Raw genomic sequence first — 23,152 nt, 5'->3', positions numbered from 1 at the left:
ACCATGGCGCATATCCTGATTGTCGAAGACGAAGCGGCTATCGCCGACACGCTGATTTTCGCCCTGCAAGGCGAGGGCTTCACCACCACCTGGTTGAGCCTCGGCCAGGCGGCGCTGGCCCATCAGCGGCAAACCCCGGCGGACCTGGTCATCCTCGACATCGGCCTGCCGGACATCACCGGCTTTGAAACCTGCAAGCAACTGCGGCGTTTCAGCGAAGTACCGGTGATGTTCCTCAGCGCCCGGGACGGTGAGATCGACCGCGTGGTGGGTCTTGAGATCGGCGCTGACGACTATGTAGTCAAGCCGTTCAGCCCGCGGGAAGTGGCAGCGCGGGTACGGGCCATTCTCAAGCGCGTGGGCCCCGGTGCTGCTCCGGCGGTGTTCCAGGTGGACCTGGAGCGCATGCAGATCAGTTATCGCGGCCAGCCCCTGAGCCTCACTCGCCATGAATTCCGTCTGCTGCACAGCCTGTTGGAGCAACCCGAGCGCGTGTTCAGCCGCGAGCAACTGCTGGATGCGGTGGGCGTGGCGGCGGACGCAGGCTACGAGCGCAATATCGACAGCCACATCAAAAGCGTGCGCAGCAAATTGCGCGCGGTGGCGCCCGAGGCGGAGCCCATCCAGACCCATCGCGGCCTTGGCTACAGCTACAGCCCGGGCAACAGCTGATGCGCCTGGGGATCCGGTTCTTCCTGGTGTACGCATTGTTTATCGGCCTGACAGGCTACTTCGTACTCAGCACCGTGATGAAGGAAATCCGCCCCGGCGTGCGCCAGTCCACCGAGGAAACCCTGGTGGACACCGCCAACCTGCTGGCGGAAATCCTGCGCGACGATGTGAAGAACGGCACCCTCGGCCAGAGCCACTGGCCCGAACTGCTCAAGGCCTACGGTGAGCGTCAGCCCGGCGCGAATATCTGGGGCCTGCCGAAAAACCAGGTCAACCACCGCATCTACGTCACCGACGCCAAGGGCATCGTGTTGCTGGACTCCACCGGCGAGGCGGTGGGCGAGGACTATTCGAAGTGGAACGATGTGTACCTGACCCTGCGCGGCGAATACGGTGCGCGCTCGACCCGCAGCGAACTGGACGACCCTGCCTCATCGGTGATGCACGTCGGCGCGCCGATCCGCGATAGCGGGCAGATCATCGGCGTGGTCACTGTGGCCAAGCCCAACAGTTCACTGCAACCCTATGTGGACCGCACCGAAGACCGGCTGCTGTGGTACGGCGCCGGGCTGGTCGCTCTGGGCTTGCTGTTTGGTGCGCTGTTGTCGTGGTGGTTGAGTGTCGCACTGCGCCGGCTGACGGCGTATGCCCAGGCGGTGAGTGAAGGCCGGCGTGCCGAGTTGCCGCACTATCGCGGCGGTGAACTGGAGCAGTTGTCCACCGCCGTGGAGCACATGCGCACCCAGCTGGAAGGCAAGGCGTACGTCGAACGTTATGTGCACACCCTGACCCACGAATTGAAAAGCCCGCTGGCGGCGATTCGTGGTGCGGCGGAGCTGTTGCAGGGCGACATGTCCCGTGACCAGCAGCAGCGTTTCGTGAGCAATATCGACAGTGAAAGTGCGCGCTTGCAGCAGTTGATCGAACGCTTGCTGAACCTGGCGCAGGTGGAGCAGCGCCAGGGCCTTGAGGACCAGGCCAGCCTGTCGTTGGCGGCGCTGGTGGACGAAGTGCTCAGGGCTCAATGTGCGCGCATTGAAGGCGCCGGGTTGCAGGTCGAGCAGGCGATTGCCGCGGATCTGCAGGTGTATGGCGAGCCGTTCCTGCTGCGCCAGGCGCTGGGTAACCTGCTGGAAAACGCGCTGGATTTCACACTGCCCGGTGGCACATTGCGGTTCAGCGCCAAGGCCTTGGATGACGGGATCGAATTCACCCTGTTCAACCAGGCCGACGCCATTCCCGAGTATGCGTTGCCGCGCCTGAGCGAGCGCTTCTATTCCCTGCCGCGCCCGGCCAGCGGGCGCAAGAGCACCGGCCTTGGGCTGAATTTTGTCGAAGAGGTGATGAAGCTGCACGGCGGCTCATTGCAGATCGGCAACGTGCCCGGCGGCGTGCAGGTAAAACTGCATCTCCACACAGTCTCCACATTCCCTTCATAAATCCCCCTTAAGCGCCCGCCAGACTCTCCCCCATCAAAACAGGGAGAGCTTCATGAACCGCAATCTGCTTTTCAAATTGGGCGCCATCGCGCTGCTGATCGTGCTGTTGTTGATTCCGTTGCTGATGATCCACGGGGTGATTACCGACCGTCAGCAACTGCGCGACGACGTCTTGCAGGATATCGCCCGCAGTTCCAGCTACAGCCAGCGCCTCAATGGCCCGGTGCTGGTGGTGCCTTATCGCAAGACCGTCCGGGAGTGGAAGCTCAATGAAAAGCTCAACGAACGCTACGAAGAAACCCGCGAGGTGCGTGGTCATCTGTATTTCCTGCCGGAGCAATTTGCCCTCGACGGGCAGGTGCAAACCGAAGTGCGCGCCCGGGGCATTTACCAGGCGCGGTTGTTCCACGCCGACAGCCGTATCAGTGGGCGGTTTGTGTTGCCGGAGCAGTGGGGCATCACGGAAAACTTTGCCGATTACCGCTTTGAGCCGGCGTATCTGGCAGTGGGTATCAGCGACATTCGCGGCATCGAAAATGCGTTGAAGCTGGAGCTGGGCAGCCAGCAACTGGCATTTTCCCCGGGCACTCAAGTGGCTTGGCTGGGGGAGGGTGTGCACGTGATGCTGCCCGAGCAGGACAGCCACAATCCGTCACCTTTTGACTTCGCCTTTGACCTGCGCCTGCAAGGCACCGAGCAGCTGCAAGTGGTGCCGGTGGGCAAGACCAGCCAGGTCAAGCTCGCGTCCAACTGGCCGCACCCCAGCTTTATCGGCAACTTCCTGCCGACCCAGCGCGAGGTCACCGCCCAAGGCTTCAGCGCCAATTGGCAGACCACATTCTTCTCCACCAACCTGGAAGAAGCACTGCGCGGTTGCCTGGCCGAGCGCGGCTGTGACGACTTCAACAGCCGCAGCTTCGGCGTGAGCTTTATCGACCCGGTGGACCAGTACCTCAAGAGCGATCGGGCGATCAAATATGCGCTGCTGTTCATTGCCCTGACGTTTGCCGGTTTCTTCCTGTTCGAGGTGCTCAAGAGCCTGGCGGTGCACCCGATCCAGTACGCGTTGGTGGGGGTTACCCTGGCGTTTTTCTATTTGCTGTTGTTGTCATTGTCCGAGCACATCGGGTTTGGCCCGGCGTACCTGATATCGGCGGCGGCCTGTGTGTTTCTGATCGGGTTTTACGTCTGCCATGTGCTGCGCAGTGTCGCCCATGGCCTGGGGTTTTCAGCAGGGTTGGCGGCGTTGTATGGCTTGCTGTACGGGTTGCTGAGTGCCGAGGATTACGCGTTGTTGATGGGCTCGTTGCTGCTGTTCGGGTTGCTGGGCACGGTGATGGTGCTGACCCGCAAGCTGGATTGGTATGGCGTGGGCAAACGCAAGGAGGTGGGTGATGAGTAGGTCGTTGGGGTTGCGGGAAGATCAGCAAGAGGGCGCGCAGTTAGTGGTGAGGATTAACGCGCTGTTCCCTTTGGCCCGGGAGCTTTTTGTGGCGAGGGAGCTTGCTCCCGCTGGGCTGCGCAGCGGCCCCAAAAATCCTGGGAGCGCTTCGCACTCCAGCGGGAGCAAGCTCCCTCGCCACAGAGGGGTCCTTGCAGCAGGTTAGGCCGGTGGCTGGGTCTGGAGCATCGACGGCCGCTGACTCACCTCGGCATACCACGCCGCCAGCTTCGGATGGCTCGACCGCCACTGCATGTCCGGGTGGCGGAAGTCCAGATAAGCCAGTGCACACGCCACGCTGATCGCGGCCACGTCAAACGGCCCGGCCAGTTCGGCGATGGCGTCCTGTTCGAGCATGTCGAGGGCGCGGCGGATCTTGTCGCGCTGGCCTTCCAGCCACAGGTCCCAATGTTTTTCCTCGGGGCGCATGGCGGTTTCATAACGCACCAGTACGGCGGCATCCATGATGCCGTCGGCGGTCGAGGCTAGGGTCAGGCGCCGCCAGCGGGCCGGGCCGTTCCGGGGGATCAGTGGAGTCCCGGTGTGTTGGTAGTCGAGGTAATCGAGGATCACCCGGCTGTCGTGCAGCGCATTGCCGTCGGCCAGGCGCAGGGCGGGGATCTTGCCCAGCGCGTTGTCCAGGATTACATCGGCGTCGGGCTTGACCGGCGTCGGCACGCAGGCGTGCAAGGTCACGCGGTCCAGTTGACCGGTCTCGTGCAACAACACCCGTACTTTGCGCACAAACGGCGAGGCAGGGTTGTGGAACAACGTCATGCTGGGGGTGGACATGGGCATTCCTCGGAAAAGGGCAGCGCTAATCTATCTCAACGCTTGAGCAACGCCCAGCTACCTATGGCGGCCGGAATGCCCAGCCCCACCCAGCTCAGCGAATCCCACAAGCCGTCCCCCAGCAATGCCGCAAACAATCCGGCAGCACTCAACAACCCGATGGCCAGCGGAATGCCGAATACCTTCCAGAAACTCGATTGCCTCGGCTTCATGACTTGGCCGCCTTGCGCCGCACCAGCCACAGGTACACGCCACTGCCCAGGACGATGATGGTCAGCACATCCAGCACCGCCCACAGGATCTTCATCGGCATGCCGCCGTAGTCACCGAAGTGCAGCGGCTGGGACATGCCCATGGCGTCCATGTACCACGGCCGTTCGGCGATGGCGGTGACGTGCAGGTTGCTGGCGTCGATCAATACCGGCGTCAGCAGGTGTGAAGTCAGGTGGGTGCTGCCTTTCATGAACACCGCGTAGTGATGCTCGCTGGAGAAACGCGTGCCGGGGAACGCGATAAAGTCCGGCTCCATCCCGGGCGCGGCCTTGGCGGCAATCGTCAGCAGGTCGGTGGCGGGGGCGCGCAGGGTCAGCGGCGGGGCGTTTTTGTAAGGCTCGATCATTGCGCTGAGGCTGTCGGTGCGCCACGCGGCGATGATCAGGTCGGCGCAGGCGCTGATCACGCCGGTCACGCCCACTACCAGCGCCCAGGTCAGGGTGACCACGCCGATCAGGTTGTGCAGGTCGAGCCAGCGCAGGCGCGTGGATTTGTCCTGGCGCACGGTGGCGAATTTCAGCCGGCGCATGAACGGCAGGTACAACACCGTGCCGGAGATGATCGCCAGCACAAACAGAATGCCCATGAACGCCAGCAGCAACTTGCCCGGCAGCCCGGCGAACATATCGACGTGCAGGCGCAGCAGGAACATCGTCAGCCCGCCGTTGGCCGAAGGCGTTTCCAGGGCTTCGCCGGTGCGGGCGTCGAGCATGAAGGTGTGGGAGGAATTGGGTTCGGTGCCGGCGGTGGCGGCCATGATCGCGATCACGCCGTTCTTGTCGTCTTCGTCCCAGGCCAGGTATTGCATGGCTTCGCCGGGGCGATGGGCCTGGGCTTTGGCAACAAGCTGTTCGAGGTTCAGCTGTGGGGTATCGGCGGGCATCTGTGCCAGCTCGGGTTCGTTGCCCAGCAGGTGGTCGATCTCGTGGTGGAAGATCAACGGCAGGCCGGTGAGGGCGAGCAGCAGCAGGAATACGGTGCAGACGAGGCTGGTCCAGGTGTGGATGAAGGACCAGCGGCGGATGGTTTTGCTTTTCATTTTCTAGCCTTCAGACACACCGAAGCCGCCCACGGGGGCGGCCCGGTTGTTAACTCAGCCGATTACCACTGGTAGGTGGCACTGGCGACGACGCTGCGTTGGTCGCCGTAGTAGCAGTAGGAAGCATCGCAGGTGGAAATGTAGTCCTTGTCGAACAGGTTGGTGGCATTCAGTTTCACCGAAGCCCCCTTGAGGCTGTTGTCCAGGCGGCCGAGGTCGTAATGCACGGAGGCATCGAACACGGTGTAGGCATTGGCCTTGCCCAGCCAGGTGTTGCCCTGGTCGCCATAGGTATTGCCGGTGTAGCGGGCACCCGCGCCAATGCCGAAACCGTCGAGCACACCGGCGTGCCAGGTGTAGTCGGTCCACAGTGAGGCTTGCTGGTTTGGCATCAGTTGCAGGCGGTTGCCTTTGTATTGGCCTTTTTGCACTTCGGATTTGGCCAGGGTGTATGCAGCGATGACCTTAAGGTTCTCGGTCACGTCAGAGACGGCTTCCAATTCCAGGCCCTTGACCTTCACTTCGCCGGTCTGGTTGGTGATCGACTGGCCACCGGCGCCGAAGCTGGTAACCAGCACGTTCTTTTGGGTCAGGTCGTACACCGCGGCGCTCAGCAGGGTATTTGAGCCGGGTGGTTGGTACTTGACCCCCAATTCCCATTGCTTGCCTTCGGTGGGTTTGTACGACTCGGTTGGCGAGACGCTGGCGTTACTCGCTGGCTGGAACGATTCGGCGTAGGAGAGGTACGGAACGAAGCCCGAATCGAACACATAGCTCAGCGCGGCGTTGCCACTGAAGTTCTTGCTGCGGTCGGTATTGGTTGCATCGTTTTTGTTGAAGTAGGTGGTGCCTTGGTGCACCCAGTCTTCACGCCCGCCAAGAGTCAGGCGCCACTTGTCCAGGGCCATCTGGTCCTGGGCGTAAAGGCCAGTCTGGATGGTTTTCTGGTTGTAGTCGTAATAAGCGGTGGAGCGCGCCGGACGCACCACCGGCTTGGTGTTGACGGGGTTGTAGAGGTTGACTGTGCCGCCGTCACCGAAGATCGACAGGTACGAGGTGTCGGTGCGCTGGTGATCCAGGCCGAGCAACAGCGTGTGGGTGATATCACCGGTGGCGAAGTCAGCCTGGAAATTGTTGTCGACGGCGAACTGGCCGATGTTTTCGTCGACGTTGGTCGACCCGCGGCTGGTATTGCCCTCGGCATCAATGGTCGAGTAACCGTAGGAACCCACGGTCAGTTGCTGGAAAGCCAGCTCCGACTTGGTGTAACGCAGGTTCTGCTTGAACTGCCAGGTATCGTTGAAGCGATGCTCGAAGGCGTAGCCCAGCGCGTAGTAGGTGCGGTCGTAGTACTCGTAGTCCGGGTCGCCGAGGTTCTTGTGATGAGAGATGTCCCCCAGCGGCGATTTGATCTTGGTGCCGACAATGGGCAGGAACTGACTGGTGGCGCCGGTATCGTCGCGGGTGAACTGCGACAGGAACGTCAGCTTGGTGTCGGTATCAATATTCCAGGTCAGGCTGGGGGCGATGTTGTAGCGCTTGTTGTCGATGTGATCGACCTGGGTGCCGGCGTCGCGCACCACACCGCTGAGGCCGTAGAGAAACTGGCCTTCATCATCGATCTTGCCGGTGCTGGCGAAGTTGATCTGGCGGTAGTTGTCGCTGCCGTACTGCACCTGGATGGCATTGCTCGACTCGGCACTTGGACGTCGGCTGACCATATCCAGCAGGCCACCCGGTGGCGTCTGGCCGTAGACCGACGAGGCCGGCCCACGCAGCAGCGCAAGGCGGTCGAGGTTCCAGGTTTCGGCTTTCGGGTTGGCATACACGCCGCGTGGCAGCGGCAGGCCGTCGAGGAACTGGGTGGGTTCGAAGCCGCGTACACGCATCCAGTCGTAGCGGGTGTCACTGCCGTAGCTGGCGGACACGATACCGGGCATGTATTTGACGGCGTCATCCAGGTTCTGGACGTTGCGGTCCTGCATTTGCTGGCGAGTGGCGACGGAAATCGAACGCGGGGCTTCGACCAGTGCGGTATCGGTCTTGGTGCCGGCAGCGGTGCGGGTCGCCAGGTAACCATCAACCGGCCCCCATGCGCTTTCCGCGTCGGCCTGGCCGGTAATGCTGGTCTCCGGCAATGCCACGACCCCATCCGGGATCGCTACCAGGCTGAACGTGCCTGCACTGCTTTGCTCCAGTTGCAGCCCGGTCCCGCGCAACGCTTCACGCAATGCGCCTTGTGCATCGAATTGCCCTTTTACCGGCGCGGAAGTCTTGCCCGCTGCCAACCCCGGGTTCAGCGTCAGCGCCAAACCGGCCTGGCTGGCGATCTGGTTCAGGGTGGTGGCCAGCGACGCTGCCGGCAGATTGTAGGCGCGCGCACTGGACGCTTGTTCGGCGGCGAGCAACTGGGTGCTGGCCAGCGGGGCGCTGAGGGCAATGGCCACGGCCAACAGGCTGGGGCGCAACAAGGTGTCTAGCGTGCGGGACATAGGGCGGCTCCTGAATGGAAATATTTCTCAATTGCCTATGTGCCGAGCGAGATGCAAAAAGTGATAGGGCTCGATGAAAATAATTTCTATTAGTGGGTGAGTGCTGTTTTTGAGGGCCTCATCGCAGGCAAGCCAGCTCCCACAGGGGAACGCATTCCACCTGTGGGAGCTGGCTTGCCTGCGATGACAATGGCCTATGCACCACAGGAGCCTACGGCTTGGGCGCCACCGTCACCCACCACGGCGTGTGTTGTTGAATCTGCACCGGCAAGGTCGGCAGCAGCGCGTTCAGTGCCAGGTTGGTGTCGTGCAACGGAAAGCTGCCGGTGATCCGCAGGTCGGCCACCTGTTTATCCACACCCAGGTAACCGGTGCGGTAGCGGCTCAGCTCGGCAACCACATCGCCGAGCCGCGCGTTGTCCACCACCAGCATGCCGCGCGTCCAGGCGTCGGTGCCGGGGCTGACGGCAAGCATCGGGCCGAGGCTGTCGCGGCGCATCAGCACTTGCTGGCCTTCCTTGAAGATCTGCTCTTGATGCAGCGCTTCAGGCTGTGCGCCGACGGCAGACAGCAACACGCTGAGGCGGGTGCCATCTTCCTCACGCTTGACGATAAACCGTGTGCCCAGGGCGCGCAGGCTGCCTTCGCGGGTTTCAACAAAAAATGGACGGGCGTCGTTGTGGCCGGTTTCGACAAGGATCTCGCCTTCCTGCAATACGATCAGCCGACGTTTCTCGTCAAAGCGCACGTCAATGGCGCTGTGGGTGTTGAGGTTGATCACGGTGCCATCCGCCAGCTTCAGGGTGCGCTGTTCACCGGTGGCGGTGCGCTGGTCTGCCAGCCAATAGTTGAGCGGCACGTAGCGCTGGCCGACGAACAATGCCAGGCCGCACACCAGCACCACACTGGCCAGGCCGCTGCCGAGCTTGCGCACGCGGCGGCGAATGCCTTCGCGCGACTGCAGCAATGCCGCACGGGCCGGGCCCGAGGCCACACTGAAACGCTGATCGAGCATGCCCAACTGGCGCCAGGCGCGGGCGTGTTCTTCGTTGCTGGCCAGCCATTTGGCGAATTCTTCCTGCTCCACGGCACTACCGTCGCCCGAGTCGAGGGACAGTTGCCAGGCAATGGCCGCGTCGAGCACCCGCGCCGACACCGGCTTGGAACTGACCGGGCTCACAGCGGCTCGCCATACAGGGCGATGTAGCACTGGCGGATACCCTGGGCCAGGTATTGCCGCACCCGGGGCACGGAAACCCCCAGGCGCTGGGCGATTTCGGCGTGGCCCATGCCGTCGAGGCGGTTATAGAGGAAGGCCGCGCGGGCCTTGCTCGAGAGTTTGCCCAGCAGGCGGTCGATGGCCTTGAGGTCTTCGAGGATCAGTTGCTGTTCTTCCGGGGACGGGTGCTCGCTTTCCGGGATCAGCATCAGTTCGGTGAGGTAAGCCTGTTCCAGCGCGGCGCGGCGGAAATAATCGAACAGCAGGCCCTTGGCGATGGCCACCAGGAACGCCCGCGGCTCGCGGGGTTCACGCAGTTCTTCACGGCCCAGCAGGCGCATGAAGGTGTCCTGGCTGAGGTCTTCGGCGCGGCTGGGGCAGGCCACGTTGCGTCGCAGCCACGCCAACAGCCAGCTGCGATGGTCGCGGTACAACGCGCCAACAAGCTCACTGTGGGGACTTTGGATTGACGACAAGGCGACACCGATCGGAAAGTTTAAACTAACGAGAATTATTCGCGATTGTGGCAGAGGTGTAAGACGGGTGCAATTGGCGTTGGTCGGGCGGCGGCGTAATGCTATCTATCATGATGATGCCGCTTACTGTGGCGAGGGAGCTTGCTCCCGCTCGGCTGCGCAGCAGTCGTAATCCAGGCAGTGCATTTATTCAGTTGGAAATGGGTTGGCTGATTTGGGGGCGCTTCGCACCCCAGCGGGAGCAAGCTCCCTCGCCACCATTAGAATGAGGGCGCTTGTTTGCGGCGTTTCCATTGGCCCAGGCGCTGTTGTAACGCGTGCGGGCTGTCGATCTGCTGCTGCCGTGCGCGGCTGAACAAAATCAGCATCAGTTCCGCCGTTGCCAGCGCATCCGCACTGGCATGGTGACGCTCGCCCACTTGCAGCTTGAAATGCGTGATCCAGTCATCCAGCCCGGCTTCGCGGATGTTGGCGTCGGGGCACAGCAGCGGGGCGATGTCGGCCACGTCCAGGAACGGGTGGTTCAAGCGATAGCCCAGGCTGTCCTTGAGTGCCCGGCACAGCATGTGTTGATCGAAGGGCGCATGAAACGCCAGCAGCGGGCTGTCGCCGACAAACTCCATGAAGTCCATCAGCGCTTCTGCCGGGTCACTGCCCGCTGCAATGGCGCTGGGCCCCAGGCCATGGATCAGCACGCTGGGGCTGAGCTTGGTCTCGGCCCGGTGCAGGGTGCGCTCGAATAATTGCGAGAAGTCCACTGCGCCGTCCTCGATCACCACGGCGCCAATCGAAAGCACCTGGTCACGATTGAGGTTCAGGCCGCTGGTTTCCAGGTCCACCACCACCCAGCGCTGGGCCCGCAGCGATCCGTCCCCCAGCTCCCCAGGTGTGGGCAATTGTTCGACGCGCCGTTGTTGCGCCGCATCCAGGCCAGGTTTGGGTTTGCGCAACCAGCCAAACCAGCTCACAGCTGATACCGCAACGTCAGGCTGCCTTGCAGGCGTTGGGCCTGGCGCAGGGATTCGCGCAGGATGCGCCGGTCGAGGTGGTTGAGGCTGTCGGGATCGACGCGGTTGGAGTAGGGCAGGTTCTCGCGGGTTTGCAGTTGGTGTTGTTGCATGCGAGTTTGCTGGATGAAGTGATAGGCCTCTTCATAGGCGGCGCCATCAAGGCGTTCGATGACTTCCCTGGCCACCAGTTGGCGCAAGCGCTCCAGGGTGTTGATGGCGCTGATGCCGTTGGCCAATGCCAGCAGACGGGCGCCGTCGACAAATGGCGTGAGGCCTTGCACCTTGAGGTCAAGGGTTGCCTTGTCGGCGCCTTTGCGCGTCAACACAAAATCCCGGAAGCGCCCTACCGGCGGGCGCTGGCGCAACGCGTTCTCGGCCAGCATGCGCTGGAACAAACGGTTGTCTGCCACCTGGTCGAGAATGCCCTGGCGCAGTTGCTCGCACCCTTGCTCATCGCCCCACACCACCCGCAAATCAAAATAGATGCTCGAACCCAGCAGATTCTCCGGCGTCGCCTCACGGATAAACCCGGCAAAGCGCCGCGCCCATTCCGCCCGGGACAGGCACAGCTCCGGGTTGCCGGCCATGATATTGCCCTTGCACAGGCTGAAGCCGCACAGCGCCAGGCTCTGGTTGATCTGTTGTGCCAGCGGCAGCAGGCGCCCGCGAATCTCGGCGGCTTCGGCGGCGTCCCGGGCTTCGAACAGGATGCCGTTGTCCTGGTCGGTATACAGCGTCTGCTCGCGGCGGCCCTCGCTGCCGAAACACAGCCAGCTGAATGGCACGCCCGGGTCGCCTTTATCGGCCAGGGTCAACTCGATGACACGGCACACCGTGTGATCGTTGAGCAAGGTGATGATGTGGGTGATCTGCGTAGACGACGCGCCGTGGGCGAGCATGCGCTCCACCAACTGGCCGATTTCGCCGCGAATCGCCACCAGGTTTTCGACCCTGGGTGCATTGCGGATGGTGCGCGCCAGGTGCACCAGGTCAACCCGCTGCAGGGAAAACAGGTCACGCTCGGACACCACGCCACACAGGCGCTGATCCTTGACCAGGCACACGTGGGCGATATGCCGTTCGGTCATCGCAATCGCCGCGTCGAAGGCGCTGTGGTCCGGCGTGAGGAAAAACGGCGCCTGGGTCATATGGCGCTCGATGCCCTGGTTGAAATCACTGGTGCCGTCGGCCACCACCTGGCGCAGGTCCCGCAGGGTGAGAATCCCCAGGGGCGCCTTGTGCTCATCCACGATCACAATGCTGCCCACTTGTTGCTCGTGCATTTGCGTGACCGCTTCACGCAGCGGCGTCAGCGGGCTGCAGGTGACCGGGTGACGCATGGCCAATTCGCCCAGGCGGGTGTTCAGCGAATATTGGGTGCCGAGGGTTTCCACGGCCTTTTGCTGGACTTGCTGGTTGACCTGGTCCAGCAAGCTGCTCACGCCGCGCAAGGCAAAGTCGCGAAACGCGCTGGAAAGGGCGAACAGCTTGATAAAGGCCGGCTTGTTCAGTTGCAGGCAGAAGGTGTCTTCGGCGGCTTTGTGCTCGGTACGGGTGGCCCGCTCCCCCAGCAGCGCCGCCAGCGGAAAACATTCACCGGTGGTGATTTCAAAGGTGGTTTCTGTCGAGTCCGGCCGCTCGCCGACTACGCGCCCCTGCTTGACGATATAGAAGTGTTCCACCGGCCCGCCCGAGGGCTTGAGGATGCTCTCGCCGGGGCCGTAGAAGCGCAATTGACACTGCTCTACCAGAAATCCCAGGTGGGCGTTTTCCATTTGGTTGAACGGCGGGAAGCGTTGCAGGAATTGCAGGGTGCCGTGGATGTTCTGCAACACAGCGGTTTTCCCCGCTTGTGTGAAAGCATCAGCTTTACTCATACCTATGACCGCAGTTTTTTGTCGTTATCGTGCCCCATGGTCGACTCCTGCGCTGCGGGTGCCCATTGGACGTAAGTCTAGGTAGCGTTATGCCTTCCACGACTAGGGAAAAACCTTACATGAATATCGTCCAAACCCCGTAGAACGCCCACTAGGCAAACTTTCCGACGAAGTGCACATTGTTCGCCCTTCCGGCGATGTCTGACTTCTGTGCTGGGAGATTGAATAGAACTGCCGAGAAACGTATGTCCGACCACGATATTTTGAGTGATGCCGAGCGCGAGGCCCTGAGTGCTGTTATGCAGGAGCCGGATTTGCCGCCACAACGGGTTTTGATCGTGGATGACGACAAGGACGCGCGCGAACTGTTGGCAGAAATTCTTGGCCTGGACGGCATTCGTTGCATGACCGCCGACAGCGGCGAGGCTGCATGGGACTTGTTGAGTTCCAGCAGCTCCATCGGCTTGCTGATCACCGACCTGCGCATGACGCCGAGCAACGGGCTGCAATTGATTCGCCAGGTGCGCGAATCCACCCGGGCGGCGCTGCCGATCATCATCATGTCGGGTGACGCCGAAGCGCCGGATGTGATTGATGCGATGCACTTGAGCGTGGTGGACTTTTTGCTCAAGCCGATTGATAGCGTGAAGCTGGCGAAAATGGTGAAGCGGGAGTTGGGGATGGCGTCCTAGACGGTGCCATTGGTCTGATTTCGCGAAGAACTGTCAATTCTGACAGTAGGAAAGTATCGAACTTCGCATGTTTACTGATTAGGAGGGGGTGGGTCGCAGGCCTGCACCTAATCAATTTGTGGACAGGAGTTCATCATGAGTACTGAAAAATTCAATATCGATGAGAAAGAACTGCACAAGGCCAAGACTTTAAGCAGTGGTGATGCTCGTATTGAAGTTTCGCGAGATGGCACCTTGAGTCATGTATTTGTGCCTACAGACGTCTTTGGCTATCTCTCCTGGAGCGCTTTGGACGGTGCAGTTGAGAGTGTTCGTATCTACTACGGAAGCGACTTGAAAGCCGGGCCGCATCATCGGAAAGCTCCACTTCTTAATGTCACCTACCGCGATGCCGACGGCCATTCATACCATCAGCCTGTGCTGGGTGACCTCACTGTGCTGGTCGATCGTCCGGAGTCCGGTACTACCTTCAAGCACATCGGGAAACTTACAAACGTAACGTTTGAATCGGACGGAGGAACGGTCACGCTTAATGGGAACTACACCGTTGAGTCCGATTGACATCCCAAACAAAAAAGCCCTGATCGATAGGTCAGGGCTTTTTCGTTTCTAGCGCTTACTCACAGACCATTCTTGGCCTTGAACTCCCGACGCCGACGGTGCAACACCGGCTCGGTATAGCCGTTCGGTTGCTTGGTCCCTTCAATCACCAACTCCACCGCTGCCTGGAACGCGATGTTGCTGTCGAAATCCGGAGCCAGCGGACGGTACAGCGCATCCCCGGCGTTCTGACGGTCCACCACCGGCGCCATGCGCTTGAGGCTTTCCATCACCTGGGCTTCATTGACGATGCCGTGGCGCAACCAGTTGGCAATGTGCTGGCTGGAGATACGCAGGGTGGCGCGGTCTTCCATCAGGCCGACGTCGTTGATGTCCGGGACTTTCGAGCAACCCACGCCCTGGTCGATCCAGCGCACCACGTAACCGAGGATGCCCTGGGCGTTGTTGTCCAGCTCGTTGCGGATTTCTTCGTCGGACCAATCGGTATTCTGGGCCAGGGGAATGGTCAGGATATCGTCTACCGAAGCACGTTCGCGCTTGGCCAGTTCGGCCTGGCGGGCGAACACGTCAACCTTGTGGTAGTGCAGCGCATGCAGCGCAGCCGCCGTCGGCGAAGGAACCCACGCCGTGTTGGCGCCGGCCAGCGGGTGAGCAATCTTCTGCTCCAGCATGGCGGCCATCAGGTCGGGCATCGCCCACATGCCTTTACCGATTTGTGCGCGGCCTTGCAGGCCGGTGCTCAAGCCGATGTCCACGTTCCAGTTTTCGTAGGCGCCGATCCACTTCTCGGCCTTCATGGCGGCCTTGCGCACCATCGCGCCGGCTTCCATGGAGGTGTGGATCTCGTCGCCGGTACGGTCGAGGAAGCCGGTGTTGATAAACACCACGCGCTCGCTGGCGGCCTTGATGCAGGCCTTGAGGTTGACCGTGGTACGGCGCTCCTCGTCCATGATCCCGACTTTGAGGGTGTTGCGCGGCAGCTTCAGCACGTCTTCGATGCGACCGAACAGCTCGTTGGTGAACGCAGCTTCTTCGGGGCCGTGCATTTTCGGTTTAACGATGTACACCGAACCGGTGCGGCTGTTCTTGCGGCGGGTGTTGCCGTTAAGGCTGTGGATCGCCGACAGGCTGGTGAGCAGGCCATCGAGAATGCCTTCCGGCACTTCGTTGCTATCCTTGTCGAGGATCGCGTCGATGGTCATCAAGTGGCCAACGTTACGCACGAACAGCAGCGAACGACCGTGCAGGGTCACTTCCTTGCCGTCGGCACCGGTGTAGACGCGGTCGGCGTTCATGGTGCGGGTAAAGGTCTTGCCACCCTTGGCGACTTCTTCCGACAGGTCGCCCTTCATCAGGCCGAGCCAGTTGCGGTAGATCACCACCTTGTCATCGGCATCGACGGCGGCGACGGAGTCTTCGCAGTCCATGATGGTGGTCAGGGCGGCTTCCATCAGCACGTCTTTCACGCCGGCGGCGTCGGTCTGGCCGACCGGGGTGCTGGCGTCGACCTGGATTTCGAAGTGCAGGCCGTTGTGCTTCAGCAGGATGGCAGTCGGCTTGGCTGCGTCGCCCTGGTAGCCGATCAACTGGGCATCGCTGCGCAGGCCGCTGTTGCTGCCGCCCTTGAGGCTGACCACGAGCTTGCCGTCGACGATCTTGTAGCCAGTGGAGTCCACGTGGCTGCCGGCAGCCAATGGCGCGGCTTCGTCAAGGAAGGCGCGGGCGAAGGCGATGACTTTGTCGCCACGCACCTTGTTGTAGCCTTTGCCCTTTTCGGCGTCGTCGGCTTCGCTGATGGCGTCGGTGCCATAGAGCGCGTCATACAGTGAGCCCCAGCGCGCATTCGAAGCGTTGAGGGCGAAACGGGCGTTCATCACCGGCACTACCAGCTGCGGGCCGGCCATGTGGGCAATTTCTTCGTCGACGTTTTGGGTCGAGGCCTGGAAATCCGCGGCTTCTGGCAGCAGGTATCCGATATCTTGAAGGAAGGCTTTGTAGGCCACCGCGTCGTGGGCCTGGCCGGCGTGTGCCTGGTGCCAGGTGTCGATCCGCGCTTGAAAATCGTCGCGTTTGGCGAGTAGGGCTTTGTTCTTCGGCGCCAGGTCGTGGATGACCTTGTCGGCACCGGCCCAGAACTGGTCGGCGGTAATGCCGGTACCAGGAATGGCTTCGTTGTTCACGAAGTCGAACAGGACTTTGGCGACCTGCAGGCCACCGACTTGAACGTGTTCAGTCATTGCTTGCCTCACTCTGCGGAGCTTATGCGCTTTTCAGCTTTTCAATTTACCAATGAAGCCTCTGGCCATGTAAACCGTGAACACGCTGCACCAGTACATGCCGTAGAAGGCGGCTGGGCGGGCTGCGTCGCGGTGCGTGGTTGCCTTGGCAGACATCGACCTAACGTTATGTAGTGCGCGATTGGGCATACTACATGATGAGTTGCGGTTGTGAAAATTAGACTAAATACGTCGTTTAGCGACCCACTTTGGTCGTACGGTCACAGTGGGGTACGGGATGTTCTCAAAAAACTATTGGATTGTTCCATATAAATATAAAAATGGTACACGATTTGTTTTCGTGGCTACCTGAGTCCACCTTGGTAGGTACGAGGGGAACGCCTGGTTCCTACCTGATTTTCATAAGAAGAGGACGACACCATGGACCATCTCGTACTGACTGTCATCGCCCCGGACAAACCCGGTGTGGTCGAACGCATCGCCCAGTGCATCGCCGCCCATGGCGGCAACTGGCTGGAAAGCCGCATGGCGCACATGGCCGGGCAGTTTGCCGGGATTTTGCGGGTGAGCGTGCCGGCGGAAAATCGGCTGGACTTGATTGGCGCGCTGGAAGACTTGTCCACCCACGGCATTCGCGTGCTGCTGGGCGAAAGCAGTTCGCTCGCCCCCAGCGAGTCGCAACCCATCGCGATGGAACTGGTCGGTAACGACCGGCCGGGGATTGTTCGCGACATCACCGCGCTGCTCAGCAAGCAGGGTGTCAACCTGGAGCGCTTGATCACCGACGTGCGCCCGGCGCCCATGAGCAGCGACCTGCTGTTCCACGCCGAAGCCTTGCTGGCGGTGCCGTTGACGCTGCCGCTGGAAACCTTGCAGGCGGCGCTGGAAACCCTGGCCGACGACTTGATGGTGGAACTGGAACTACGCAGCGAGGAATAGTTGCCCACAAGGTTATGCATGGAAATCTTGCATGGGCCTGTGGATAACCTGTAGAGACCCGCGTCCGGCCCAGGCGGGCCGTGGCTCTTCGCCAGCTGGCTAAAAAACGAACAGTTTCAAGGGCTTGTGCACAAACGCCGGGGACCAGGCTGTGGATAACCTTGGGGTGAATGCCTGCAAGCCACACCAGCTGTGGCTTGCAGAGGTTTGTACGTTATTTGATCAGTTTTTCCGCACAGTCATCCAGGCGTCGATGCTGTAAACCACCAGGCCGGCCCAGATAAAGCAGAAGGCGATCAGCGTGGCGGGTGCCAGGTGTTCGTTGAATAACAGCACGGCTTCCAGCAGCACCAGGGTGGGCGCCACGTATTGCAGGAAGCCCAGGGCGGTGTAGGGCAAATGCCGTGCGGCGGCGTTGAAACACACCAGCGGGATCAGCGTCACCGGACCTGCGGCCACCAGCCACCACGCTTCGGAGGTGCTCCAGAATTCCATCTGTGCGCTGTGGGCCGAGGGGTTGAACAGCAACCATGCGATGGCAATCGGCACCAGCATCCAGGTTTCCACCACCAGCCCGGGCAATGCCTTGACCGGCGCCTGCTTGCGGATCAACCCGTAGAAACCAAAGGTCGCCGCCAGGACCAGGGATACCCACGGCAGGCTGCCGACTTGCCATACCTGTTGCGCCACACCTACCGCTGCCAGGCCCACGGCCACCCATTGCAGGCGGCGCAGGCGCTCGCCGAGGATCACCATGCCCAGCAGCACGTTCACCAGCGGGTTGATGTAGTAACCCAGGCTGGCCTCCAGCATGCGGCCACTGTTCACTGACCACACGTAGGTCAGCCAGTTGGCTGCGATCAAGGTGCCGCTCAGGGCCAGGATCGCCAGGCGCCTGGGGTTGTCCCGCAGTTCTCGGAGCCAGCCCGGGTGTTTCCAGACTATCAGCAGCAGACTGCCGAACAGCGCCGACCACAGCACGCGGTTGACGATGATTTCTGCGGCGGGAACGCTGGCGATGGCCTTGAAGTAGATCGGGAACAGGCCCCAGATGACGTAGGCGCTCAGGCCCAATATGTACCCGCGACGGGGGTTGGCGGCTTGCATGCAGAATCCTTGCTTAGGCAGCTAACAAAGCCGCGATTGTAAGGATATTTGTCAGTCAGTGGGATGTGCTTTTCTGTAGGAGCTGGCTTGCCGGCGATGGCTTCACCCCGGTTCCACTGATACACCGAGGCGCTTGCATCGCCGGCAAGCCAGCTCCTACAGGGGATTGTGGTGTGCGTTAGAACAGTTTCAAGGGTTCTTCATTGAGCGCCGACAACTGCTCGCGCAACGCTAGCACCTGGTCGCCCCAGTAACGTTCGCTGCCAAACCAGGGAAAGCTGTGGGGGAACGCCGGGTCGTCCCAGCGCCGTGCAAGCCAGGCGCTGTAGTGCATCAGGCGCAGGGCACGCAGGGGTTCGATCAGGGCCAGTTCGCGCGGGTCGAAGTCGTGGAATTCCTGGTAGCCGTCCATCAATTCCGACAGTTGCCCCAGGCATTCCTGACGATCACCGGCGAGCATCATCCACAGGTCCTGAACGGCGGGGCCCATGCGGCAGTCATCGAGGTCGACGATATGGAACATCTCGTCGCGGCACATCATGTTGCCGGGGTGGCAATCGCCGTGCATGCGGATGTTCTTGTGGGGCGTGGCCTTGTAGACCTCCTCCACACGCTTGAGCAGGTCGCGGGCCACGGACTCGTAGGCTGGCAGCAGGCTGCGAGGAATGAAGTTGCCTTCCAGCAGGGTGTTCAGGGAATCGTGACCGAAATTCTTCACGCCCAGGGCTTCGCGGTGTTCGAAGGGGCGGGTGGAACCGACCGCATGCAGGCGGCCGAGCAATTGGCCGAGGCGATACAACTGGTCGAGGTTGCCCGGCTCCGGTGCGCGGCCGCCACGGCGCGGGAACAGGGTGAAGCGGAAACCCGCGTGCTCGAACAGGCTTTCACCGTTGTGAATCATCGGCGCCACCACCGGCACTTCGCACTCGGCCAGTTCGAAGGTGAAGCTGTGTTCTTCGAGGATCGCTTCGTTGGTCCAGCGTTGCGGCCGATAGAACTTGGCGATCAAGGGCTCGGAGTCTTCGATGCCGACCTGGTAGACACGGTTTTCGTAGCTGTTGAGCGCGAGGATGCGGGCGTCGCTGAGGAAACCGATGCTTTCGACTGCGTCGAGCACCAGGTCAGGGGTCAGTGTTTCAAACGGGTGTGCCATGCGAACTCCTGCGCGCAGCAGGGCGCCGCGTCCGGCCGGGTATGGTAACGCACCCAGGGTTGGATAGGTGGTGACTGTTCTGACGCCTTCGCGAGCAAGTCGAATCGTCGCACCGCCGCTCCCACATTAAACCGAGTCCTGGCTTTGGAATGCGGTCAAATGTGGGAGCGGGCTTGCTCGCGAAGAGGCCTTATCAGGCGCCGACGATCCCGCCATCATCCCGACGAATCGCCATCACCGAGGACCGTGGCTTGCCATTCGGCAGATGCTCCGGCCAGGTGGAGCCACCGGTTTCCCCCGGATGCTGAATCCCCACAAACAGGGTTTTCTGGTCCGGCGAGAAGCTGATCCCGGTCACTTCACAGGCCACCGGCCCCACCATGAACCGCCGAATTTCACCGGTCGACGGGTCGGCACACAGCATCTGGTTATTACCCATCCCGGCAAAGTCGCCGCCGTTGCTGTAGTCGCCATCGGTGAGGATCCACAACCGCCCGGCCTTGTCGAAGCCCAGGCCGTCCGGGCTGTTGAACATGTTCTGCGGGTTGATGTTGGATGAGCCGCCCTTTGGCGTGCCGGCATGCACCGCCGGGTTGCCGGCCACCACAAACAAATCCCAGCTGAAGTCCTGCGCGCCATGGTCGTTGGCATTGGCCTTCCAGCGCAGGATCTGCCCGTAGACGTTTTTCTCCCGCGGGTTCGGGCCGCCCACCGGCTGGCCGTCTTCGCCGCGCTTGGCGTTGTTGGTCAGGGTGCAATACACCTGGCCGTCGGTGGGGCTGACCACGATCCATTCCGGGCGGTCCATGCGGGTGGCTTTCACCACGCTGGCGGCCAGGCGCGCGTGGATCAGCACTTCGGCCTGGCTGGCAAAACCGCTGTTGGCGTCGATGCCGTTCCTGCCGTAGGTCAGCTCGACCCATTGGCCCTGGCCCTTGGGGTGGTCGGCATTGCCGTCGCCCGCGTCGAAGATCGCCACGTACAAGGTGCCGTGGTCCAGCAGGTCCTTGTTGGCCTTGGGATTCTTGTGATTGATCTTGTCGCGGCTGATGAACTTGTAGATGAACTCGCCGCGCTCGTCGTCGCCCATGTACACCACGGCGCGGCCGTCGCGGGTTTCCGCCAGCGCAGCATTTTCATGCTTGAAGCGGCCGAGGGCGGTGCGCTTGACCGGTGTGGATTGCGGGTCGAACGGGTCGATTTCGACTACCCAGCCATGGCGGTTGAGTTCGTTGGGATTCTTGGCCATGTCGAAGCGGGGATCGTGGGGGTGCCAGTTGATGTCTTTGCTGGCGGCCACCACGCCATAGCGTTTCTGCCCAGCGTCGAAGGTCTGTTGCGGGTTGCTGCTGCCGAAGCAGTCGGTGAAGTTCTCTTCGCAGGTGAGATACGTGCCCCACGGGGTCTTGCCGTTGGCGCAGTTCTGGAAGGTGCCGAGGACTTTTTTGCCGGTTTTGTCGGCGCTGGTTTTCAGCCAGGCATGGCCCGCCGCAGGGCCGCCGAAGCGGATCGGCGAGTTGCCGTGGATGCGCCGGTTGTAGCGCGAGTCCTGGACGAACTGCCAGGTGTCGCCTTTGCGCCGTACTTCGATCACCGACACGCCTTCGCTGGCCAACGCCTTGCGCACGTCTTCGGCCGATTGCGGCGCGCCGCCGTGGGCGTAGAGGTAGCGGTAGTTGGTGTATTCGTTGTTGATCGCCATCAGCGCGCGGTTGTCGTCACCGGGGAAGGCGAACAGGCTCATGCCGTCGTTGTTGTCGCCGAACTGCTGTTCCTGGGCCTTGGCCGTGCCGTTGCCGCTGGGGTCGAAGGCCGGCGCGTTCTTGTGCAGCGGCTGGCCCCAGCTGATCAGTACCGAAGCGCTGTAGCCGGGCGGCAGGGTGATGGTGTCGCTGGTGGCCGAGGCGATGCTGGCGAACCCCAGCAACGGGCTGTTCGACGCGACGTTGACCGCCAGGGCGCTGCGGGTCAGCAGGTTGCCACCGAGGAACATCGCGGCACCGCACAGGGCGCCGGCGCCGATAAAACGCCGGCGGGTGAGGCCGATCATCTGTTCCAGGTCGGTGGCTTGGTTTTCTTCTAATAGGCTCATTTCAGGCTCCCTGCGGGTTTTTGCAGCCACCTTAGGGAGCAGTCGTGACGAAATTGTTGCAGTTTGAAGCGCTACACCGGAGTGCCCAGCAGCACGTTGCTGGGGGAGAACTGCACCTTCACCTGCAGGCCTTCGGCGGCATGGATCTGCGCAAGCGCGTCGGGCCGGGCCAGGGCGCAGAGAACCTGGCCGTTGGGCAAGGTGATCCGCACCTCGCTGGGGCCGTCTTCGGCATCGAGAATGGCGTCGATTTTTCCTTCCAGGCAATTGTGTCCAGGTGTTGCTGCCTGCGTGACGGCCAGTACTTCAAGCCAGCCGGCCTTGATCAGGGCGACGACTTCGGTGCCGATCTCCAGCTCCAGGCGCAAGGTGCTGTCGTGGGTGATCTGCGCATCCAGGCGCAGCCCGGCTGCCAGCTCCAGGCGAATCAGGTCATTGCGGCCGTGGCTGTCGATGGCGATCACCCGGCCGTGCAACTGGTTACGTGCGCTGGTGCGCAGCATCAGGCGGCCCAGCAGGTTGAAGTCGCTGGCGTCTTCGGCGGAATCCAGCACCTGGGCTTGCAACACCTGCAGGCGTTGGTAAAGGCGTAATACCCGCTCACCCTCGGCCGTCAACCTGGCGCCGCCACCGCCCTTGCCGCCGACGCTGCGTTCCACCAGGGGCTTTTGCGCCAGGTTGTTCAGTTCGTCGATGGCGTCCCAGGCCGCCTTGTAGCTCAGCCCCGCACTCTTTGCGGCGCGGGTGATGGAGCCTTGTTCGGCAATATGTTGCAGCAGTGCAATGCGCTGCGGGCGACGGACGATGTGTTGGCTCAAGAGGGTTGGCAGGGACATGGTTACACGCTTCGATGGAATGGGCAGACGTTGCGGGCAGGGCGCCCGCGAGTCAAGTCATGTGCCGGGCTTGGGCGTACGCGCCAGGCAATACACATCCACCTGTCGGGCGCCGGCATCCATTAACAGGCGGGCGAGACTGCTGGCGGTGGCGCCGGTGGTCAGTACGTCGTCGATCAGCGCCAAGTGCCGGCCTTTGACTTGCGCGCCGTCGGCCAGGGCGAAGGCCTGGTGCAGGTTGCGCTTGCGGGTCCTGGCGTCGAGGTCTTGCTGCGCCACGGTTTCACGCGGCCGTGACAGCAGGTGCTCATCCCAGGGGATGTTCAGGTCCTCACTCAGCCAGCGGGCGAGCATTGCCGCCTGGTTGAACCCCCGTTCCCGCAGGCGTTTGCGGGCCAGGGGCACGGGCAGCAGGCAGTCGGGGCGAGCCAGCGCGGCATCTTCATAGCGGTGTTGCAGGAATTGTCCCAACAGGTGCGCAAGCAGATGCCCCAGCGGCCAGCGGGCCTGATGCTTGAAACGGCTGATCAGGCTGTCGATGGGGAAGCTGTAGGTCCACGGCGCGACGACCTGCTTGAACGCCGGAGGTTGCTTCAAGCACTGGCCGCACACCAGGCCAGTCGCCGGCAACGGCAGTGCGCACACCTCGCAATGTTCCATCAGCCAGGGCAGCTCGGTTTCGCAGGCGCTGCAGACAGGATCGGCCGTTCCGCTGCTTTCATCGCAGATTAAACAGGTTTGGTTGCTTTTTAACCAGATGTAAACCTCGTGTTTGTTCTCAAGTTGACAGTGCATGAATCTTCCT

At 61.8% G+C, this 23,152-nt stretch carries 20 protein-coding genes; 6 read left to right on the top strand and 14 right to left on the bottom strand.

Features of this window, described 5'->3' with window-relative positions; translation table 11 throughout:
- Nucleotides 1-3: 3 nt before the first annotated feature.
- The 3 genes from creB to creD are packed head-to-tail and all read left to right on the top strand — an operon-like array spanning nt 4 to nt 3,513.
- Complete coding sequence (creB, locus tag HX821_RS02820; protein WP_003209207.1) at nt 4-672, top strand: two-component system response regulator CreB; 669 nt, start codon at nt 4-6, stop codon at nt 670-672.
- Nucleotides 672-2,111: a two-component system sensor histidine kinase CreC gene (gene creC / locus HX821_RS02815; protein WP_177035258.1), complete on the top strand. Its 1,440-nt coding sequence runs from the start codon at nt 672-674 to the stop codon at nt 2,109-2,111. The genes creB and creC overlap by 1 nt, the downstream gene beginning before the upstream one ends.
- Before the next feature lie 52 nt (nt 2,112-2,163).
- Nucleotides 2,164-3,513, top strand: coding sequence for a cell envelope integrity protein CreD (creD, locus tag HX821_RS02810; RefSeq protein ID WP_177035257.1), 1,350 nt, complete (start codon nt 2,164-2,166; stop codon nt 3,511-3,513).
- Between the two features lie 201 nt (nt 3,514-3,714).
- Here the strand turns inward: creD and HX821_RS02805 are convergent, their stop codons facing one another.
- The 8 genes from HX821_RS02805 to HX821_RS02770 form a co-directional block, all read right to left on the bottom strand.
- Nucleotides 3,715-4,344 carry a glutathione S-transferase gene (locus HX821_RS02805; RefSeq protein WP_003209214.1) on the bottom strand — a complete coding sequence of 210 codons (630 nt, stop codon included), beginning with the start codon at nt 4,342-4,344 and terminating at the stop codon, nt 3,715-3,717.
- 35 nt (nt 4,345-4,379) lie between these two features.
- Nucleotides 4,380-4,556 carry a hypothetical protein gene (locus HX821_RS02800; protein ID WP_003209216.1) on the bottom strand — a complete coding sequence of 59 codons (177 nt, stop codon included), beginning with the start codon at nt 4,554-4,556 and terminating at the stop codon, nt 4,380-4,382.
- Complete coding sequence (locus HX821_RS02795; protein ID WP_177035256.1) at nt 4,553-5,656, bottom strand: PepSY domain-containing protein; 1,104 nt, start codon at nt 5,654-5,656, stop codon at nt 4,553-4,555. The genes HX821_RS02800 and HX821_RS02795 overlap by 4 nt, the downstream gene beginning before the upstream one ends.
- 62 nt (nt 5,657-5,718) lie before the next feature.
- A complete protein-coding gene (locus HX821_RS02790) occupies nt 5,719-8,148 on the bottom strand; it encodes a TonB-dependent siderophore receptor (RefSeq protein ID WP_177035255.1) in 2,430 nt (809 codons plus the stop codon).
- A 211-nt stretch (nt 8,149-8,359) separates the two neighbouring features.
- Complete coding sequence (locus HX821_RS02785) at nt 8,360-9,328, bottom strand: FecR family protein (RefSeq protein ID WP_177035254.1); 969 nt, start codon at nt 9,326-9,328, stop codon at nt 8,360-8,362.
- Nucleotides 9,325-9,843: an RNA polymerase sigma factor gene (locus tag HX821_RS02780; protein ID WP_010167452.1), complete on the bottom strand. Its 519-nt coding sequence runs from the start codon at nt 9,841-9,843 to the stop codon at nt 9,325-9,327. Before HX821_RS02780 ends, HX821_RS02785 begins: the two co-directional genes overlap by 4 nt.
- A gap of 260 nt (nt 9,844-10,103) precedes the next feature.
- Nucleotides 10,104-10,811 (bottom strand): PolC-type DNA polymerase III, encoded by a 708-nt coding sequence (locus HX821_RS02775; RefSeq protein ID WP_008434358.1) that lies wholly within the window; start codon nt 10,809-10,811, stop codon nt 10,104-10,106.
- Nucleotides 10,808-12,730, bottom strand: a complete 1,923-nt coding sequence (locus HX821_RS02770) for a putative nucleotidyltransferase substrate binding domain-containing protein (RefSeq protein ID WP_177035253.1) — start codon at nt 12,728-12,730, stop codon at nt 10,808-10,810. The genes HX821_RS02775 and HX821_RS02770 overlap by 4 nt, the downstream gene beginning before the upstream one ends.
- Nucleotides 12,731-12,975: 245 nt before the next feature.
- Here HX821_RS02770 and HX821_RS02765 point away from each other — a divergent pair, with 245 nt between their 5' ends.
- Both HX821_RS02765 and HX821_RS02760 read left to right on the top strand, forming a co-directional pair.
- Nucleotides 12,976-13,422 carry a response regulator gene (locus HX821_RS02765; protein WP_003211086.1) on the top strand — a complete coding sequence of 149 codons (447 nt, stop codon included), beginning with the start codon at nt 12,976-12,978 and terminating at the stop codon, nt 13,420-13,422.
- Nucleotides 13,423-13,557: 135 nt separating this feature from the next.
- The gene (locus tag HX821_RS02760; protein WP_087694746.1) at nt 13,558-13,983 is read left to right on the top strand and encodes a hypothetical protein; all 426 of its coding nucleotides are present in this window, start codon (nt 13,558-13,560) and stop codon (nt 13,981-13,983) included.
- Between the two features lie 59 nt (nt 13,984-14,042).
- Here HX821_RS02760 and HX821_RS02755 read toward each other — a convergent pair whose 3' ends face one another.
- Nucleotides 14,043-16,220, bottom strand: a complete 2,178-nt coding sequence (locus HX821_RS02755; RefSeq protein WP_177035252.1) for a malate synthase G — start codon at nt 16,218-16,220, stop codon at nt 14,043-14,045.
- Between the two features lie 420 nt (nt 16,221-16,640).
- On the opposite strand from HX821_RS02755, the gene HX821_RS02750 reads away from it, so the two are divergent.
- Nucleotides 16,641-17,159, top strand: a complete 519-nt coding sequence (locus HX821_RS02750; RefSeq protein WP_003211081.1) for a glycine cleavage system protein R — start codon at nt 16,641-16,643, stop codon at nt 17,157-17,159.
- Nucleotides 17,160-17,381: 222 nt separating this feature from the next.
- Here HX821_RS02750 and rarD read toward each other — a convergent pair whose 3' ends face one another.
- From rarD to HX821_RS02725, 5 genes are all read right to left on the bottom strand, one after another.
- Complete coding sequence (rarD, locus tag HX821_RS02745) at nt 17,382-18,266, bottom strand: EamA family transporter RarD (RefSeq protein WP_003211079.1); 885 nt, start codon at nt 18,264-18,266, stop codon at nt 17,382-17,384.
- 178 nt (nt 18,267-18,444) lie between these two features.
- Entirely contained in the window at nt 18,445-19,419 is a 975-nt protein-coding gene (locus tag HX821_RS02740) for a serine/threonine protein kinase (RefSeq protein WP_003211077.1), read from the bottom strand.
- A gap of 193 nt (nt 19,420-19,612) precedes the next feature.
- Complete coding sequence (locus tag HX821_RS02735; protein WP_177035251.1) at nt 19,613-21,511, bottom strand: PhoX family phosphatase; 1,899 nt, start codon at nt 21,509-21,511, stop codon at nt 19,613-19,615.
- Between the two features lie 71 nt (nt 21,512-21,582).
- Nucleotides 21,583-22,347, bottom strand: coding sequence for a TOBE domain-containing protein (locus tag HX821_RS02730; RefSeq protein ID WP_177008818.1), 765 nt, complete (start codon nt 22,345-22,347; stop codon nt 21,583-21,585).
- A 57-nt stretch (nt 22,348-22,404) separates the two neighbouring features.
- Nucleotides 22,405-23,142 (bottom strand): ComF family protein, encoded by a 738-nt coding sequence (locus HX821_RS02725; protein WP_177035250.1) that lies wholly within the window; start codon nt 23,140-23,142, stop codon nt 22,405-22,407.
- Nucleotides 23,143-23,152: the final 10 nt, after the last annotated feature.

It is taken from the genome of Pseudomonas sp. B6001 (assembly GCF_013386015.1).
Classification (GTDB): domain Bacteria; phylum Pseudomonadota; class Gammaproteobacteria; order Pseudomonadales; family Pseudomonadaceae; genus Aquipseudomonas.
The sequence above is the reverse complement of the archived record's forward strand: the minus strand, read 5'-3'. Positions and strand labels throughout refer to the sequence as shown.

What these genes read in the sequence shown, in the direction of transcription:
- HX821_RS02730 (WP_177008818.1), bottom strand. Translation starts at nt 22,347, where the DNA reads ATGTCCCTGCCAACCCTCTTGAGCCAACACATCGTCCGTCGCCCGCAG.
- HX821_RS02740 (WP_003211077.1), bottom strand. Translation starts at nt 19,419, where the DNA reads ATGGCACACCCGTTTGAAACACTGACCCCTGACCTGGTGCTCGACGCA.
- HX821_RS02770 (WP_177035253.1), bottom strand. Translation starts at nt 12,730, where the DNA reads ATGAGTAAAGCTGATGCTTTCACACAAGCGGGGAAAACCGCTGTGTTG.
- creC (WP_177035258.1), top strand. Translation starts at nt 672, where the DNA reads ATGCGCCTGGGGATCCGGTTCTTCCTGGTGTACGCATTGTTTATCGGC.
- HX821_RS02725 (WP_177035250.1), bottom strand. Translation starts at nt 23,142, where the DNA reads ATGCACTGTCAACTTGAGAACAAACACGAGGTTTACATCTGGTTAAAA.
- HX821_RS02755 (WP_177035252.1), bottom strand. Translation starts at nt 16,220, where the DNA reads ATGACTGAACACGTTCAAGTCGGTGGCCTGCAGGTCGCCAAAGTCCTG.
- HX821_RS02790 (WP_177035255.1), bottom strand. Translation starts at nt 8,148, where the DNA reads ATGTCCCGCACGCTAGACACCTTGTTGCGCCCCAGCCTGTTGGCCGTG.
- creD (WP_177035257.1), top strand. Translation starts at nt 2,164, where the DNA reads ATGAACCGCAATCTGCTTTTCAAATTGGGCGCCATCGCGCTGCTGATC.
- HX821_RS02760 (WP_087694746.1), top strand. Translation starts at nt 13,558, where the DNA reads ATGAGTACTGAAAAATTCAATATCGATGAGAAAGAACTGCACAAGGCC.
- HX821_RS02735 (WP_177035251.1), bottom strand. Translation starts at nt 21,511, where the DNA reads ATGAGCCTATTAGAAGAAAACCAAGCCACCGACCTGGAACAGATGATC.
- HX821_RS02795 (WP_177035256.1), bottom strand. Translation starts at nt 5,656, where the DNA reads ATGAAAAGCAAAACCATCCGCCGCTGGTCCTTCATCCACACCTGGACC.
- rarD (WP_003211079.1), bottom strand. Translation starts at nt 18,266, where the DNA reads ATGCAAGCCGCCAACCCCCGTCGCGGGTACATATTGGGCCTGAGCGCC.
- HX821_RS02800 (WP_003209216.1), bottom strand. Translation starts at nt 4,556, where the DNA reads ATGAAGCCGAGGCAATCGAGTTTCTGGAAGGTATTCGGCATTCCGCTG.
- HX821_RS02750 (WP_003211081.1), top strand. Translation starts at nt 16,641, where the DNA reads ATGGACCATCTCGTACTGACTGTCATCGCCCCGGACAAACCCGGTGTG.
- HX821_RS02805 (WP_003209214.1), bottom strand. Translation starts at nt 4,344, where the DNA reads ATGTCCACCCCCAGCATGACGTTGTTCCACAACCCTGCCTCGCCGTTT.
- creB (WP_003209207.1), top strand. Translation starts at nt 4, where the DNA reads ATGGCGCATATCCTGATTGTCGAAGACGAAGCGGCTATCGCCGACACG.
- HX821_RS02765 (WP_003211086.1), top strand. Translation starts at nt 12,976, where the DNA reads ATGTCCGACCACGATATTTTGAGTGATGCCGAGCGCGAGGCCCTGAGT.